The 14,972-nt window shown below is 71.8% G+C and carries 11 protein-coding genes; 4 read left to right on the top strand and 7 right to left on the bottom strand.

Annotation, left to right across the window (positions count from 1 at the left end):
* Positions 1 to 63 precede the first annotated feature (63 nt).
* Positions 64 to 2,487 (bottom strand): membrane-bound PQQ-dependent dehydrogenase, glucose/quinate/shikimate family, encoded by a 2,424-nt coding sequence (locus LOK46_RS08225; RefSeq protein WP_273563315.1) that lies wholly within the window; start codon positions 2,485 to 2,487, stop codon positions 64 to 66.
* A 202-nt stretch (positions 2,488 to 2,689) separates the two neighbouring features.
* Positions 2,690 to 3,961 carry an efflux RND transporter periplasmic adaptor subunit gene (locus tag LOK46_RS08220; RefSeq protein ID WP_443192879.1) on the bottom strand — a complete coding sequence of 424 codons (1,272 nt, stop codon included), beginning with the start codon at positions 3,959 to 3,961 and terminating at the stop codon, positions 2,690 to 2,692.
* Positions 3,962 to 4,152: 191 nt separating this feature from the next.
* On the opposite strand from LOK46_RS08220, the gene LOK46_RS08215 reads away from it, so the two are divergent.
* From LOK46_RS08215 to purD, 3 genes are all read left to right on the top strand, one after another.
* Positions 4,153 to 5,376 carry an oxalate decarboxylase family bicupin gene (locus LOK46_RS08215; protein WP_273563313.1) on the top strand — a complete coding sequence of 408 codons (1,224 nt, stop codon included), beginning with the start codon at positions 4,153 to 4,155 and terminating at the stop codon, positions 5,374 to 5,376.
* Positions 5,377 to 5,462: 86 nt separating this feature from the next.
* Positions 5,463 to 5,789, top strand: coding sequence for a hypothetical protein (locus LOK46_RS08210; protein WP_273563312.1), 327 nt, complete (start codon positions 5,463 to 5,465; stop codon positions 5,787 to 5,789).
* Positions 5,790 to 5,898: 109 nt separating this feature from the next.
* Positions 5,899 to 7,173 carry a phosphoribosylamine--glycine ligase gene (purD, locus tag LOK46_RS08205; protein ID WP_273563311.1) on the top strand — a complete coding sequence of 425 codons (1,275 nt, stop codon included), beginning with the start codon at positions 5,899 to 5,901 and terminating at the stop codon, positions 7,171 to 7,173.
* 80 nt (positions 7,174 to 7,253) lie between these two features.
* On the opposite strand, the gene ggt is transcribed toward purD, so the two are convergent.
* Both ggt and LOK46_RS08195 read right to left on the bottom strand, forming a co-directional pair.
* On the bottom strand, positions 7,254 to 9,023 hold the full coding sequence (gene ggt / locus LOK46_RS08200) for a gamma-glutamyltransferase (RefSeq protein ID WP_273563310.1): 1,770 nt from the start codon (positions 9,021 to 9,023) through the stop codon (positions 7,254 to 7,256).
* A gap of 406 nt (positions 9,024 to 9,429) precedes the next feature.
* Positions 9,430 to 10,440 carry a 1-aminocyclopropane-1-carboxylate deaminase gene (locus LOK46_RS08195; protein WP_149313429.1) on the bottom strand — a complete coding sequence of 337 codons (1,011 nt, stop codon included), beginning with the start codon at positions 10,438 to 10,440 and terminating at the stop codon, positions 9,430 to 9,432.
* A 251-nt stretch (positions 10,441 to 10,691) separates the two neighbouring features.
* Between LOK46_RS08195 and LOK46_RS08190 the strand changes: the two genes are divergently transcribed.
* Positions 10,692 to 11,156, top strand: a complete 465-nt coding sequence (locus tag LOK46_RS08190) for an Lrp/AsnC family transcriptional regulator (protein WP_273563309.1) — start codon at positions 10,692 to 10,694, stop codon at positions 11,154 to 11,156.
* 153 nt (positions 11,157 to 11,309) lie between these two features.
* Here the strand turns inward: LOK46_RS08190 and LOK46_RS08185 are convergent, their stop codons facing one another.
* From LOK46_RS08185 to LOK46_RS08175, 3 genes are all read right to left on the bottom strand, one after another.
* Positions 11,310 to 12,653: a replication-associated recombination protein A gene (locus tag LOK46_RS08185; protein WP_273563308.1), complete on the bottom strand. Its 1,344-nt coding sequence runs from the start codon at positions 12,651 to 12,653 to the stop codon at positions 11,310 to 11,312.
* 103 nt (positions 12,654 to 12,756) lie between these two features.
* The gene (locus tag LOK46_RS08180) at positions 12,757 to 14,214 is read right to left on the bottom strand and encodes a Do family serine endopeptidase (RefSeq protein ID WP_273564562.1); all 1,458 of its coding nucleotides are present in this window, start codon (positions 14,212 to 14,214) and stop codon (positions 12,757 to 12,759) included.
* A gap of 131 nt (positions 14,215 to 14,345) precedes the next feature.
* On the bottom strand, positions 14,346 to 14,828 hold the full coding sequence (locus LOK46_RS08175) for a MucR family transcriptional regulator (protein ID WP_273563307.1): 483 nt from the start codon (positions 14,826 to 14,828) through the stop codon (positions 14,346 to 14,348).
* Positions 14,829 to 14,972: the final 144 nt, after the last annotated feature.

Genomic DNA, 14,972 nt, shown 5'->3' with positions numbered 1-14,972 from the left:
CGCCGCAAAGCCGCTCCGCCGCGAGGCCGGCGATCCTCGGGCTCGCGACAGGCGCGCGGTGGCTCACTCGAGCCTGAAGGCGATGACCGAGTCGCCCGGCGTGGTGCCGAGCGAACCGTGCCCACCCGCCGCGATCACCACGTATTGCCGGCCGTCCCTGCCGCGATAGGTCATCGGGGTGGCCTGGCCGCCGGCCGGCAGCGGCTTGGTCCACAGGACCTCCCCGGTCTGCATGTCGTAGCCGCGGATGCGGTCGTCGAGCGTGGCGGCCGTGAAGGCGACGCCGCCCGCCGTGGTCAGGGTGCCGCCGTGGGCCAGCATGCCCATCTCCAGGGGAAGCGGGACCGCCAGACCGCCGACCTTCTGCCCCGCGACCGTGCCGTTGCGGCGCTTCCAGGCAACGGTTCCGTCGGCCAGATTCACGCCGACCCGCACGCCCCAGGGCGGCGCGCTGCAGGGGATGCCGAGGGCGGAGCGCATGTGCGCGATGGAGACCGCATAGGGACCGCCGAGATTCTCGTTGCCCGGGGTGGAATCCGGATCGGGGGAGACGAGGCGCTTCTCCGGGTTGCCCGGCGGGCGCAGGAGCAGGCGGTAGAGGTAGGGCAGGTATTGCGGCGTCGCGATCATCCAGTGATGGACCGGGTCGACGGCCACCGAGCCCCAGTTGAACACCCCGATATTGCCCGGCCAGATGAGCGCGCCCTCCGACGCCTGGGGCGGCGTGAACGGGTTGCCGTCGTAGCGGTTCGACCGGAAGGCGAGGCGGCACTGGATCTGGTCGAAGGGCGTGACGCCCCACATGTCGGCCTCCGTCAGCGCCGCGGGCGCGAAGCTGAGCGACGACATCGGCTGGACCGGAGACGGCGCCTCCCCCGGGATGTCGGTCCGGGTCGAGACCGAGACCTCGGAGACCGGCCGGATCGGGGTGCCGGTGCGGCGGTCGAGGACCCAGAGGTTGCCGACCTTGGTGGGGATCAGGATTGCGGGCACTGTCCCGTCGCCCTGCGGCAGGGTCAGGAGGACCGGCTGGGACGGGTTATCGCGGTCCCACAGGTCATGATAGGTGGTTCGGAACGCCCAGGTCAGCCTCCCGGTCTCCAGGTCCAGCGCCGCCAGGGCGTCGACCAGGGCCTCGTCCGCCTTCGACCGGGACACGCCCACCTGATCGGGCGCCCGGTTTCCGAAGGGCACGTAGACGAGCCCCAGTGCCTCGTCGGCCGAGAACTGCGTCCAGGCCACCGCCGAGTTGGGCTCGTACGAATCGCCGGGCCGCAGCGGCGCGGTTTCGCCGGGCTTGCCGGCGTCGAATTTCCAGACGATCGCGCCGGTGCGCACGTCGAAGGCGCGGATCACGCCCGAGGGGTTGTCCGCGTAGTAGTTGTCGGCGATCGCGCTGCCGAGGACGATGAGGTTCCGGGTCACCAGCGGCGCCGAGGTCTGCTGATAGGCGGCGCGCCGGAGGTTCGGCATCTGCGCCCTCAGATCGACGAACCCGTCCGCCCCGAAGGTCCTGCACAGGGCGCCGGTCTCGGCGTTCAGCGCGTAGAGGCGCGCGTCGACCGAGGTTGCGATGATCCGGCGCGGACATTCGGCGATTGCGGTTGCGACGGCCCCGTCCGCGTCGGTCTCCGCCGGCGGCGTGTACCCGGTCGAGTCGTTGTAGGACACGCCGCGGCAGGTCTGATGCTGGTACTGGCCGTCCCGCGCCATCTTCGGGTCGAAGGCCCAGACCAGCCGGCCGGTCTCGGGCTCCAGGGCCTGGACGATGTTGTGCGGCGTGCAGAGGTAGAGCAGCCCGTTCACCTTGATCGGCGTGGCCTCGAAGGTGAACTCCTTCGAATCCGTCCGGCTGTCGCCGCGCAGGTCGCCGGTATGGTGCTCCCAGGCCACGGCGAGGCCCCGGACATTGGCGGTGCCGATGTCCGCCAGCGCCGAGTAGCGCTGGCCGAGATTGGTGCCGCCGTAGGCGACCCAATCGTCGGCCGGATAGGGAACGCCGCTCGGATCGACGGCGGCCGGCCCCGCCCCCGCGACCTTCGGCAGGCTGCCCCGCGTCTCCACCGGGTCGACGAACCAGGACGCGGCGCCCGAGGCCGCGATGAGCAGCACGACGACCCGGAGGGCGAGCGGGCCGTTCCCGAGGCCGGGCCTCCAGGGCCGCTCGGGTGCGTCGCGCAGGCGCCGCACCACGAAGGGCAGACAGAGCGCGAGCCCCACGAGGAGGAGCAGGGCCCCGCGCGGGATCCATTGCCACTTGTCGAGCCCGACCTCGCCCACCGTCCAGGCGAACGCCGCCGCCAGCACCAGCGCGTAGATCCCGAGGCCGCGCTGGCGCCGCCGGGCCAGATCGACGCCGGAGGCCAGCAATCCCGCGCCGAGGGCGACGTAGAACCAGGATCCCCCCGCGAGGGCCAGCGTCAGACCGAGGATCGCCAGGGCGAGCCCGAGCAGCGCGATCGACAGCGCTATCGTTCCGAGTACCACGGCGGTGATATCCGCTTCCTGAGCCGGCCGGTCACGGCGGCGCCGGGGTCTGCCCCCGCGTCGGCCGCCGCGTGCCCGACGCTTATCGCCGCCGGAGCTGTCCCAGGGCTGGACACGGCGGCCGCACGGCGTCGCCCCGTTCCCGCACCGCGCGTCTGGCCGCCGCTCACACCGCCGCTCACACCGCCGCTCAAAGCGCGGCTCACGCCCCTGCCCGGTCCTCCGGACGCAGGGTGACCCTGTCGCCGTCGCGCAGCGAGGCCGGCGGGCCCACGACGACGCGCTCGCCGCCGCTCAGGCCGTCGCGCAGTTCCAGCAGCGTGCGGGTCTGGCGGAAGATCGTGACCGGGCGCATCCGCACCACGCTGCCCCCCTCCCCGGCCGCCTCGACCACGGCCACGCGGGTCCCGTGCTGGTCGAAGATCAGCGCGTCGTTCGGCACCGTCACGGCGGGCGAGACGCGCGGGATCTCCAGGGTGATGGTGATGTAGAGCCCCGGCCGCAGCGCGCCGTCTGGATTGGGGATGTCGACCTGCGTGACCAGCGTGCGCGCGGCCGAGAGCAGCGTCGTCGACGAGCGCGAGACCGTGCCGGGGAAGATCCGGCCCGGCATCTGCGCCACCTCGACCTTGGCGGCCAGCCCGTCGCGGACGCCGTCGGCGGCGTAGAGCGGCACGTTCACCGCCATGCGCAGCACGTCGTCGCGGTTCAGCGTGAGGAGCGGCGCCCCCGTATTCGTGTCCGCCGTGACCGCGTCGCCGACATCGTTGTTGCGGGCGGTCACCACCCCGTCGAAGGGCGCGCGGATCTCCTCGAACCCGGTCAGGACCTTGAGCCGGGCGACCTGCGCCTCCTGGGCGGCGATGTTGGCCTCCGCGACCTTCACGGCGGCCTTGGCGGCGTCGACGTTGGCGGTCTGCGCCAGCACCCCGGCCTGGGAGGTGTCGGCGTTCTGCCGGGTCTCGACCCCGGTGCCGGCCAGCGTCGAGGTCCGCCGGTTGGTCACGTCGGCGAGGTGACGGTTGGCCTCGGCCTGGTCCACCATCGCCCGCGCCTGGATCAGCGCCGCCCGGAGCTGCAGCACCTGCGACTGGGCCTGGACCAGCTGCTGGTCGAGGTCGGGCGCGCTGATCCGGAACAGCAGGTCGCCCGCCTTCACGTGCGAGCCGATATCGACCTTGCGCGCGACGATGTAGCCGGTCGCCCGCGGGTAGAGGTTCGCGGTGTCGAATGCCTGGGTGGTGCCCGTCTGGGTCAGGCTCAGGGTGTCGGAGGCCCGGGCCGCGGCGGCGACCCGCACGGTCGGCGGCTTCGCCTCGGCGGCGGCGGGCGGACTCGCCGCGCGCGACGCTTCCGGCCACAGGCGGTATCCGAGGGCGCCGAGGCCCGCCAGCGCCAGCAGGGCGATCCACCGGCGGCCGCCGCGGGCGGGCGGCACGGTTCCGTCCGCGGCTGAACTGTCCCGGTCCGCCATCCTCGCCCTCGGGTCGCGCCGCGCCTGAACCGCCGCCTCGGCGCCCGGCCGGGACGCGTCGGGTGCCGTATTCAATGCATAGACCGCGCGCGGGCTCCGGGCGAGATGCCGCAGCGCACAGCGCGGCTCGTCCCCGGATCCTCCGAGCGCGCGACCGGTTTTCCTGCCACTGACTCAGGGACCGATCCACGATGACCGAGATCTCCAGGCGCGCCGTCATCGCAGCCGGCGGCGCGATGGTGGCGTCCTCCGCCGCGGCGCAATCCGCCGGGACAGCCGCGCCCCGCCCCGAGCGCGGCGGCAAGGGGGCCGACATCCTGGGTCCGCAGAACCGGCCCCGCGCCGCCGAGGAGCCGTTCACCCTGGCGCCGCCCGCCACCGATCACGGCACGATGCCGAACCTGAAATGGTCCTTCGCGGACAGCCACATGCGGCTGGAGGAGGGCGGCTGGGCGCGCCAGACCACGGTCCGCGAGCTGCCGGTCTCCAAGGCCATGGCCGGGGTCAACATGCGGCTCAAGGCCGGCGCGGTGCGCGAGATGCACTGGCACAAGGAATCCGAGTGGGCCTACATGATCAAGGGCAAGGCCCGGATCACCGCGGTCGACCAGGACGGGCGCACCTTCGCGGACGATGTCGGCGAGGGCGACCTCTGGTACTTCCCGGGCGGCATCCCGCACTCGATCCAGGGCCTCGCGTCCGACGGGGTCGACGGCTGCGAGTTCCTGCTCGTGTTCGACGACGGCGGCTTCTCGGAGGATTCCACCTTCCTGCTGACCGACTGGCTGGCGCACACGCCGACGGACGTGCTCGCGAAGAACTTCGGCCTGCCCGAGAGCGCCTTCGCCAAGGTTCCCCAGAAGGAACTCTACATCTTCCCCGGTCCCAAGCCCGGCCCGCTCGCGGCCGACAAGATGGGCGGCTCCGGGCCGGTGCCGAAGACCTTCAGCCACCGCATGCTGGCGCAGGAGCCGGTCCGCACCCGGGGCGGCAGCGTGCGCATCACCGATTCCACGGTGTTCCCGGCCTCCGTGACGATCGCGGCGGCGCTGGTCGAGGTCGAGCCCGGAGGGCTGCGCGAGCTGCACTGGCACCCGAACAGCGACGAGTGGCAGTACTATCTCTCCGGCCAGGGCCGGATGACGGTGTTCGGCTCGGAATCGAAGGCCCGCACCTTCGACTACCGGGCCGGCGACGTCGGCTACGTGCCCTTCGCCATGGGGCACTACATCGAGAATACCGGCGACACGACCCTGACCTTCCTGGAGATGTTCAAGAGCCCGCGCTACGCCGACATCTCCCTGACGCAGTGGCTGGCCCTGACCCCGCACCCCTTGGTCCAGGCCCATACCGGCCTGGATCCCGAGCGCGTCGAGGCCCTGCCGGAGACGAAATCCCCCGTCGTGCCGGGTTGACGCGCCCGGGAACCCGGACCGATCCTGGCGCGTCGACTTCGGACAAGCGTTTCCGAAGACCGCTCGAATCCCGCACGGAGGGACCCATGCGTGCCGCGTCCCGCGCGCTCCTCGCCCTGGCGCTCGCCCTCGCGGCGGGCTCCGCCCGGGCGCAGGTGCAGCAGAACGACCCGAACGCCGCCAACGCCTCGTTCGCCCTGCAGGGCCAGATCCGGTCGCTCAACCAGCAGCGGGTCTCGGACTTCAACACGCTGAACCAGACGTTCCAGCGCAACGTCCAGGCCGATTCCTTCGGGCCCTACCTGCCCTATCGGGGCGTCCGCGGGGACGTGTACCGGGGCCGCCATATCGGCCGCAACGGGATCGTGCGGCGGGGTGGCGGCCTCAACACGAGCGTCTGCACCGGCTGCTGACATCGGTCTCCGCGCCGCCGGGATATCCGCGCAGAGCGGGGAAAGCCCGAAAAAAACCTTTTCCCGCGGGCACGCTTCCCCCAGAAGCTGGGCCCATGGTGGCGTGCGCATGAATATCCTGCTGATCGGCTCCGGCGGCCGCGAGCACGCCCTGGCCTGGCAACTGGCCCAGAGCCCGCTCTGCACCCGGCTGTTCACGGCGCCGGGCAATCCCGGCACGGCCCGCCACGGGACCAACCGGCCGGACCTCAAGGTCACGGACCACGCGGCCGTCGCCGCCTTCTGCGCGGCGGAGTCGATCGGCCTCGTGGTGGTCGGGCCCGAGGCGCCCCTCGTCGCCGGCCTGGTGGACGACCTGAAGGCCGCCGGGATCCGCGCCTTCGGGCCGACCCGCGACGCCGCCCGGCTCGAGGGCTCGAAGGGCTTCACCAAGGATCTCTGCGCCGCCTGCAACATCCCGACCGCCGCCTTCGCGCGCTTCACCGAACTGGAGCCGGCGCTGGCCTATGTCCGCCAGCAGGGCGCCCCGATCGTCGTGAAGGCCGACGGCCTCGCCGCCGGCAAGGGCGTCACCGTGGCCGAGACGGTCGATCAGGCCGAGGACGCGCTGACCGGCCTCTTCGCCGAGCCCGGCGCCGAGGTCGTGGTCGAGGAGTGCCTGTTCGGCGAGGAGGCGAGCTTCTTCGCCCTGTGCGACGGCACGCGGGCGATCTCCCTCGGCACCGCCCAGGACCACAAGCGGGTCTTCGACGGCGACCGCGGTCCCAATACCGGCGGCATGGGCGCCTATTCCCCGGCCCGGGTGGTCACCCCGGAGATCGAGGCCCGGGTCATGGCCGAGATCATCGCGCCGACGCTCGCCGGCATGCGGGCCCGCGGCTGCCCGTTCACCGGCATCCTGTACGCCGGCCTTATGCTCACCGCCGACGGCCCCAAGCTGATCGAGTACAACACCCGCTTCGGCGACCCCGAGGCGCAGGTGCTGATGCCGCGCCTCGCCTCCGACCTCGTGCCGGCCCTGCTCTCGGCCTGCGACGGCGACCTCTCCGGCGTGAGCCTGGAATTCGATCCCCACCGGGCGGCCCTCACCGTGGTGATGGCGGCGGCGGGCTATCCGGGCGCCGTGGTCCGGGGCTCGGTGATCCGGGGCGTCGACGCCGCCGAGGGCGACGGGGTTCACGTGTTCCAGGCCGGCACCCGCGCCGAGGACGGGCAGCTGCTCGCCGATGGCGGCCGGGTCCTGGCGGTGACGGCTCTCGGCGACAGCGTCACCGACGCCAAGGCCCGCGCCTACGCGGCGGTGGCCCGGATCGACTGGCCGGAGGGTTTCTGCCGGCGCGACATCGGGTTCCGCGCCGTGGCGCGGGAGGCGGGAGAGGGCTGAGCGGCGCCCGTGTTCGACCCCGCGAAGGCTGATCCGGGACCCGAGCCCGCGCGGTGCCGCGCAGCGGCCGGGAACCTCCCCTACTCCCCCACCGCCGCGCCGGCCGGCCGGCGGTTGTCGTTGGCGCCGTAGAGCAGGCCTGGCCGCATCCGCTCCGTGCGCGAGGCGTCGTTGCCCGACGACACGGCCCCCGGAAGCACGGGCGCCGCGGCGCGGACCGCGATGAGTTCCTGTGCGCCCCAGGGCTTCTGCTCGACGATCGTGTGGCCCATGCCTCGCAGAAGGCCCTGCGTGTCCGCCGAGAGCGCGAACGGCTCGGCGTAGACCGTGTCGGGCAGCCACTGGTGGTGGATGCGCGGGGCGTCCACCGCCTCCTGCGGCTCCATGCCGAAATCGAGCATGTTGATCAGCGTCTGCGCGTTGATCGTGATGATCCGCGAGCCCCCCGGCGAGCCCGCCACCATCGCGACCTTGCCGTCGCGCAGCACGATCGTGGGCGCCATGGACGAGAGCGGGCGCTTGCCCGGCTGGATCGCGTTCCTCGTCCCCTGCACGAGCCCGAACAGGTTCGGCACCCCGGTCTTGACCGTGAAGTCGTCCATCTCGTCGTTGAGGAAGAACCCCGTGTCGCCGGCGATCACCCCGGCGCCGAAGTAACCGTTGATCGTGTAGGTCAGCGCGGCCGCGTTGCCGGCCTTGTCCATCACCGAGATGTGGGTGGTCTCGGGCCGTTCCCGCGTCTCCGGGCCCGGATCCGGGCGGATCTCCGCCGACGGGGTCGCCCGGTCCGGGCGGATCGAGGCCCGGAGCGTCTCCGCGTAGGCCGGCGACAGCAGCCGGTCGACCGGGTTCTCCACGAAGGCCGGGTCGCCGAGCAGCAGGTTGCGGTCCGCGTAGGCGCGCCGCATCGCCTCGACCATCAGGTGCACGGTCCGGGCCGAGTTGAACCCGGCGGCCCGCAGGTCGTAGCCGTCGAGGATGCTGAGGATCTCGCAGAGCGTGGTCCCGCCCGACGAGGGCGGGGGTGCCGACAGGATCGTGGCGCCCCGGTAGCGGCAGGTCAGCGGCTCGGACTGCGTCACCGTGTAGGCGGCGAAGTCGGCCGCCGTCAGCAGGCCGCCGCCCGCCCGGGAGGCCGCCTCCACGGCCTGCGGGATCGCGCCCTTGTAGAACGCGTCCGCGCCGTGCTCGGCGATGGCCTGGAGAGTGCGGGCGAGGTCGGCCTGGACCAGCCGGTCCCCGGGCCGCCAGGGGCTGCCGTCCGGGCGCAGGAAGATCCGGGCGACGTTCGCTTGGCCCGCGAACAGCTTCGTGCCGGATTCGAGGATGTCGGTGTCGCCCCGGGTCAGCACGAACCCGTCCCGGGCGAGCGCGATCGCCGGCGCCATCACCCGCGCCAGCGGCAGGGTCCCGTACGCGGCGAGCGCGGTGTTGAGGCCGAGCACTGTCCCGGGTACGCCGGCCGCCTTCCAGCCGCGCAGGCTCGCGCCCTTCACGACGGTGCCGGCGGCGTCGAGGTACATGTCCCGGGTGGCGGCCGCCGGGGCGGTCTCGCGGAAATTGACGAAGCGGCTGCGCCCGTCGGCGCTGTGGAGCACCAGGAAGCCGCCGCCGCCGAGATTGCCGCAGCAGGGGTTCACCACCGCCTCGGCGTAGGCGACCGCCACCGCGGCGTCGACGGCGTTGCCGCCGGCCCTCAGTATGTCGGCGCCCACCTGCGAGGCGAGGCGCTGGGACGAGACCACCATCCCGTTCTCGGCCTCGACGGCCGGCCCCGAGGCGGCCCAGGCCGGTGGGCCGCCGAGGGCGAGCAGGGCCGTCAGGAGCAGCGCGCGTGCCGGTGCGATCATCGTGCCCTTTCCGGTGCGGGTCCCGCGCCGTTGCTGGCGCTGGCCGCCATATAGGGCGGGACGACGCGGGCGCCTGCCGACATTCCCACGCGCGACCTCATCCTGAGGCGCCGGAGCGCACGCAGGCTTCGAAGGAGGCTTCCAGACGACTCGCGATCCCTGGAAGGCGCCTTCGAGACGGCTTCGCCGCACCTCGGATGAGGGGGGAGCGAAGGGAGGTGAGGGATCTGACCGATCTGCCTCACTCGGTTTCGCTTGAACGCTTCGATTGAGGTGCCCCTCTCCGTCATCACGAGCGCAGCGAAGTGACCCAGGGTCGCGCCACGTCATGAAGCGTGGCGCTGTCTGGATTGCTTCGCTCCGCTCGCAAAGACGGCGGTGCCGAAGGCCTTGACCGGAAGCGGTATCAACCGTTGCGGAACGTGTAGCTGTAGCCGTTCAGCGCCGGCGCGCCGCCGAGATGGGCGTAGAGCACCTTCGAGCCCTTCGGGAAGAAGCCCTTCTTCACGAGGTCGATCATGCCCTGCATCGACTTGCCCTCGTAGACCGGGTCGGTGATCATCCCCTCGAGCCGGGCCGAGAGCCGGATCGCCTCAACGGTCTCCTGCGAGGGCACGCCGTAGACCGGGTAGGCGTAATCCTCGTTGAGCACCACGTCGTCGGCGACGATGTCGCCCGCGCCGACCAGGGCGGCGGTGTTCTGGGCGATGTCGAGGACCTGGGCCTTGGTCTGGGCCGGGGTGCAGGAGGCGTCGATGCCGATGACGTTGCGGGCGCGCCCGTCGGCCGAGAAGCCGACCAGCATGCCGGCATGGGTCGAGCCCGTCACCGTGCAGACCACCACGTAGTCGAAGCGCAGGCCCATCTCGGCCTCCTGCCTGCGGACCTCCTCGGCGAAGCCGACGTAGCCGAGCCCGCCGTACTTGTGCACCGAGGCGCCGGCCGGGATCGCGTAGGGCTTGCCGCCCTCGGCCTCGACCTCGGCGAGCGCCCGCTTCCACGAATCGCGGATGCCGATGTCGAACCCGTCATCCACGAGCTGCGTCTGCGCGCCCATGATCCGCGACAGGAGGATGTTGCCGACCCGGTCGTAGACGGCGTCCTCGTGGGGCACCCAGGCTTCCTGGATCAGCCGGCACTTCATCCCGATCTTGGCGGCGACCGCCGCGACCATGCGGGTGTGGTTCGACTGCACGCCGCCGATCGACACCAGCGTGTCGGCGCCGCTCTTGATCGCGTCCGGCACGATGTACTCGAGCTTGCGGAGCTTGTTGCCGCCGTAGGCGAGGCCGGAATTGCAATCCTCGCGCTTGGCGTAGAGCTCCACCTCGCCGCCGAGATGCGCGGTCAGGCGCTTGAGCGGCTCGATCGGCGTCGGGCCGAAGGTCAGGGGATAGCGCTCGAATTTGTCCAGCATCGGGTCTCTCCGGGTCTCGGGGCGCGGCCGGAGGAAGGAGCGGTCTCCGTCCCGCCCGGCCGCGTCGAAGCGAGGCCTCGGGGACGGCCCGGCGCGAGGCCCGGCTCCGTCTTCGAGGCGCAGGGAAAACTACCCGATCCGCGATGAAAGGTGCTCTCGATCTTCGGCCTCAGATGGACGCTGACTTGCGCATCTGTGCCTCCTGGCGCCAGATACATCCGGATTAAATACTGGGCCTGAAAGAATCGTCCATGTCCGCAGGGCTCGACCGGATCGACCAGAAGATCCTCCGCCTCCTCCAGGCGGACGGGCGCATGGCGAACGCCGAGATCGCCGAGCGGGTCGGCACCAGCGCGGCCACCTGCCATCGCCGGATCCAGCGCCTGTTCGCGGACGGGTTCGTGCGGGCGGTCCGGGCGCTGATCGACCCGATGCGGGTCGGGCGCGGCACCTTGGTCTTCGTCGGCGTGGTGCTCGACCGCTCCACCCCCGAGAGCTTCTCGGAGTTCGAGGCGGCGGTGCGGGCGATCCCGGTGCTCCTCGACTGCCACCTCGTGGCCGGCGACTTCGACTACATGCTGAAGATCCGGGTCTCCGACATGGCCGACTTCAACCGCCTCCACAGCGTCACGCTCATCGGCCTGCCGGGGGTGCGCCAGACCCGGACCTTCTTCGTGATGAAGGAGGTGATCGACAACGCGCCCCTCGATCTTTGATACGGCTTCGGTTGAGGCGGCCCACGCCGTCATCACGAGCGCAGCGAGGTGACCCAGGGCAGCGCGGCGTCAGGAATCGTTGGGCTGCTGGATTGCCTCGCTCCGCTCGCGATGACGGCGCCGGAGCTATCAACCAGAAGCAGGGTAAGCCCCCTACCCCTCCCCGCGGCGCGCCTTCCGCAGCGCCTCCCACCGGTCCAGCCGCTCGGCCAGGCGCGTCTCGTAACCCCGTTCCGTGGGCTGATAGAGGTGCTGGCGTCCCAGCGCGTCGGGCCAGTAATCCTGCCCCGAGAAGGCATCGGGCTCGTCGTGGTCGTAGCGGTAGCCCTCGCCGTAGCCGATCCGCTTCATCAGCTTGGTCGGCGCGTTGAGGATGGTCCGCGGCGGCGGCAGGGAGCCCGCCTCCTTGGCGAGGCGCGTCGCGGCCTTGTAGGCCTCGTAGACCGCGTTCGATTTCGGCGCGCAGGCGAGGTAGATCGCCGCCTGGGCGAGGGCCAGCTCGCCCTCCGGGCTGCCGAGGAAGTCGAAGGCGTCCTTGGCGGCGTTGGCCACCGCCAGCGCCTGCGGGTCGGCGAGTCCGATGTCCTCCACCGCCATGCGCACCAGCCGGCGGGCGATGAACAGCCGGTCCTCGCCGGCATCGAGCATCCGGCAGAGATAGTAGAGCGCCGCGTCCGGATCCGAGCCGCGCACGGTCTTGTGGAGCGCCGAGATCAGGTTGTAGTGGCCCTGCTGCGCCTTGTCGTAGATCGGCGCGCGCCGCTGCACGATCGCTTGCAGCGCCTCGGCATCGAGGGTCTCGCCGGGCCGGGCCGAGCGCCAGACCTCCTCCGCCAACGTCAGGGCCGCGCGGCCGTCGCCGTCGGCCATGCGGACCAGAACGCCGCGCGCCTCCTCGGTGAGCGGCAGGACCTGGCTCGTCAGCGCCTCGGCCCGGACCAGCAGCCGCGCGACGGCGCCCGGATCGAGCGCCCGGAACAGCAGCACCCGGGCGCGGGACAGGAGCGCGGCGTTCAGCTCGAAGGACGGGTTCTCCGTGGTCGCGCCCACCAGCGTGACGGTCCCGTCCTCCATCACCGGCAGGAAGGCGTCGAGCTGGGCCCGGTTGAACCGGTGGATCTCGTCGACGAACAGCAGGGTCCCCTGCCCGGTCGCCCGGCGCTTGCGGGCGGCCTCGAACACCTTCCGCAGGTCGGGCACGCCGGAGAAGATCGCCGAGATCTGCTCGAAATGCAGGTCGGTGCCCTGGGCGAGCAGCCGCGCCACCGTGGTCTTGCCGGTGCCGGGCGGTCCCCAGAAGATCAGCGAGCCGAGCGTCCGTCCCCGCAGCAGGCGCGTCAGCGCCCCGCCCTCCCCGGTCAGGTGTTCCTGGCCGACGACCTCGGCGAGGGTCTGCGGGCGCAGCCGGTCCGCCAGCGGGCGGGCGGCCTCGGCGCCGGGGGCGCGGCCGGAATCCGGCGCGGGAGGCGGTTCCGCGGAGGCGAACAGGTCGGACATCCGCGCATCAACACCGGGCGCGGCCGGGGGCGCAAGCCGGGAGCCGGGGCTTGCCCACGGCCACGGACTTGGCTCCCTCCGGACTTGGCGCCCCCGGACGGGATCAGCCGCCGAACACCGAGGTCAGGACCTCGCCGTTGCGGTTGATCGCGACCTCCCACGAATTGAGGCTGTTGCGGGTGACTCGGTCGAGATCCTTGGTGGTCGCCATCGGCACGCCGTTGACCGCCACGATCACGTCGCCCTTCTGCAGCCCGACCCGGGCCGCGATGGAGTTCTCGTCCACCGCCTGCACGGCCACGCCCTCGGCCGGGAAATCCACCTGCATCTCCTCGGCCACCGCCGGCGAGGTGTTGACGAGGGTCGCGCCGACGAACGGCGAGCGGGTCTTCACCTTGAGCGCGTCCCGCGGGCGCGTCTCGGGTGCCGGCGCGAGCTTGACCGGGACCGTCTGCCGGGTCGTGCCGCGCAGGATCCCGAACCGGGCGTGGCCCTGCACGCCCTTCAGGGCGAAGCGGTAGCCGAAGGCCTCCGGGTCGGCCACCTCCTGGCCGTCGACCGTGAGGATCAGGTCGCCGCGCTTCAGGCCCGCCTCCTCGGCCGGGCTCTTGGGCTGGAGGCTCGCCACCAGCACGCCGGTCGGGTGGTCGAGACCCATGCTGTCGGCGATGTCGGGGGTCACGCTCTGGATCCGCGCCCCGAGCCAGGGCCGGCGCACCACGCTCGCGCCGTCGCGGGCGGCGTCGACCACCGCCTTGACCATGCCCACCGGGATCGCGAAGCCGATGCCGTGGCTGCCGCCCGATTGCGAGTAGATCGCCGTGTTGATGCCGACGAGCTGGCCGCGCAGGTCCACCAGCGCGCCGCCGGAATTGCCCGGGTTGATCGCTGCGTCGGTCTGGATGAAGTACTGGTAGTCCGCCGAGCCGACCTGCGTGCGCGCCAGCGCCGAGACGATGCCCTGCGTCACCGTCTGGCCGACGCCGAACGGGTTGCCGATCGCCATCACGAAGTCGCCGACCTCCAGGGCGTCGGCATCGCCGAACGGCATCGGCACGAGGCCCTTCGGCGGCTCCTTGAGCTTGAGCACCGCGAGGTCGGTGCGGGTGTCGCGCATCACGATCGTGGCCTCGAACTCGCGGCGATCCGCCAGGGCGATCCGGACCTCGTTCATGTTGTCGATGACGTGGTTATTGGTGATCACGAGCCCGTCGGCATCGACCAGGACGCCCGAGCCCAGGGACCGCTGGGCCCGGTCACCCCGGGGACCGCGACCGCCCTCCGGCTCGCCGAAGAAGCGGCGCATGAACTCCTCCATGGCGCTGGTGCGCGCGCTGGAGCGCTTGTCCACGTGGGAGGCGTAGACGTTCACCACCGAGGGCGCGGCCCGCTTCACCACGGGGGCGAAGGAGAGCTGCACGTCGGCCTTGCTGAGCGGCACGACCTTCGCGGTGCCGTCCTTCGCAGGCTCCCGGGTCTCCGTCCGCGCCATCTGCGCCGTGGCCGGGCTGGCGGCCAGCAGGGCTGCGACGAGGGCGGGCAGGGTGAGGCGGGTCAGCATGCAGGGCTCCGGCGTCTGGGCGGGCGCGCCGTCCAGGCCGAGAGAGGGCAGGCGCACCGTGCAGCCTCACGCTATCGAGGCCGATTGCGGCAGGTCGACGACACCTTCGCCGCAGGCGGGGCGCGCCGCCGTCAGACGGCTTCCTTGCTGCGGGCCCGCCGCTTCCCGGCGGGCTGCGGCGCGGGCTCGGGAGCCGGCGCGTCGGCGGCGACGGCGCGCGGCTGCCCGAGGCCGAGGGAGCGGGCGAGCTGCGAGCGCTGCTCGGAATAGCTCTGCGCCGTCATCGGGTAGTCCGAGGCGAGGCCCCACTTGGCGCGGTAGGCTTCCGGCGTCAGGCCGCGCAGGGTGAGATGCCGGCGCAGCGTCTTGTAGGGCTTCCCGTCCTCGAACGAGATCAGGAAGTCCGGATTGATCGAGCGCCGGATCTCCTGCGCGGTCGCCTTGGCGATCGGCTGGCTCTGGCCGGCGTCGCAGATCCCCCGAATCGCCGCGTGCACCTCGTTGAGGAGGCCGGGCAGATCCGCGCTCTGCACGTGATTGTGGCTCACATAGGCCGAGACGATCTCGGAGGCGAGCGTGACGAAGCGGAGAGAGCCGCCGTTCGACTGAGCCATGTCTCGTGCGTTGCCTTCTCGTGATGACGAAACTCGCCAGAACGCAAGCACTGCGTCGCGATTCGGACGCCTGATACAATCGCATTCGGAAGATGGGTCAAGTCTTAAATTCGGAATTGGGGTATACGATCCCAAATAGCGTAA

Origin of the sequence: Methylobacterium sp. NMS14P, from assembly GCF_028583545.1 — a bacterium.
Lineage (GTDB): Bacteria > Pseudomonadota > Alphaproteobacteria > Rhizobiales > Beijerinckiaceae > Methylobacterium.
This window is presented reverse-complemented; position numbering and strand designations above follow the sequence as displayed.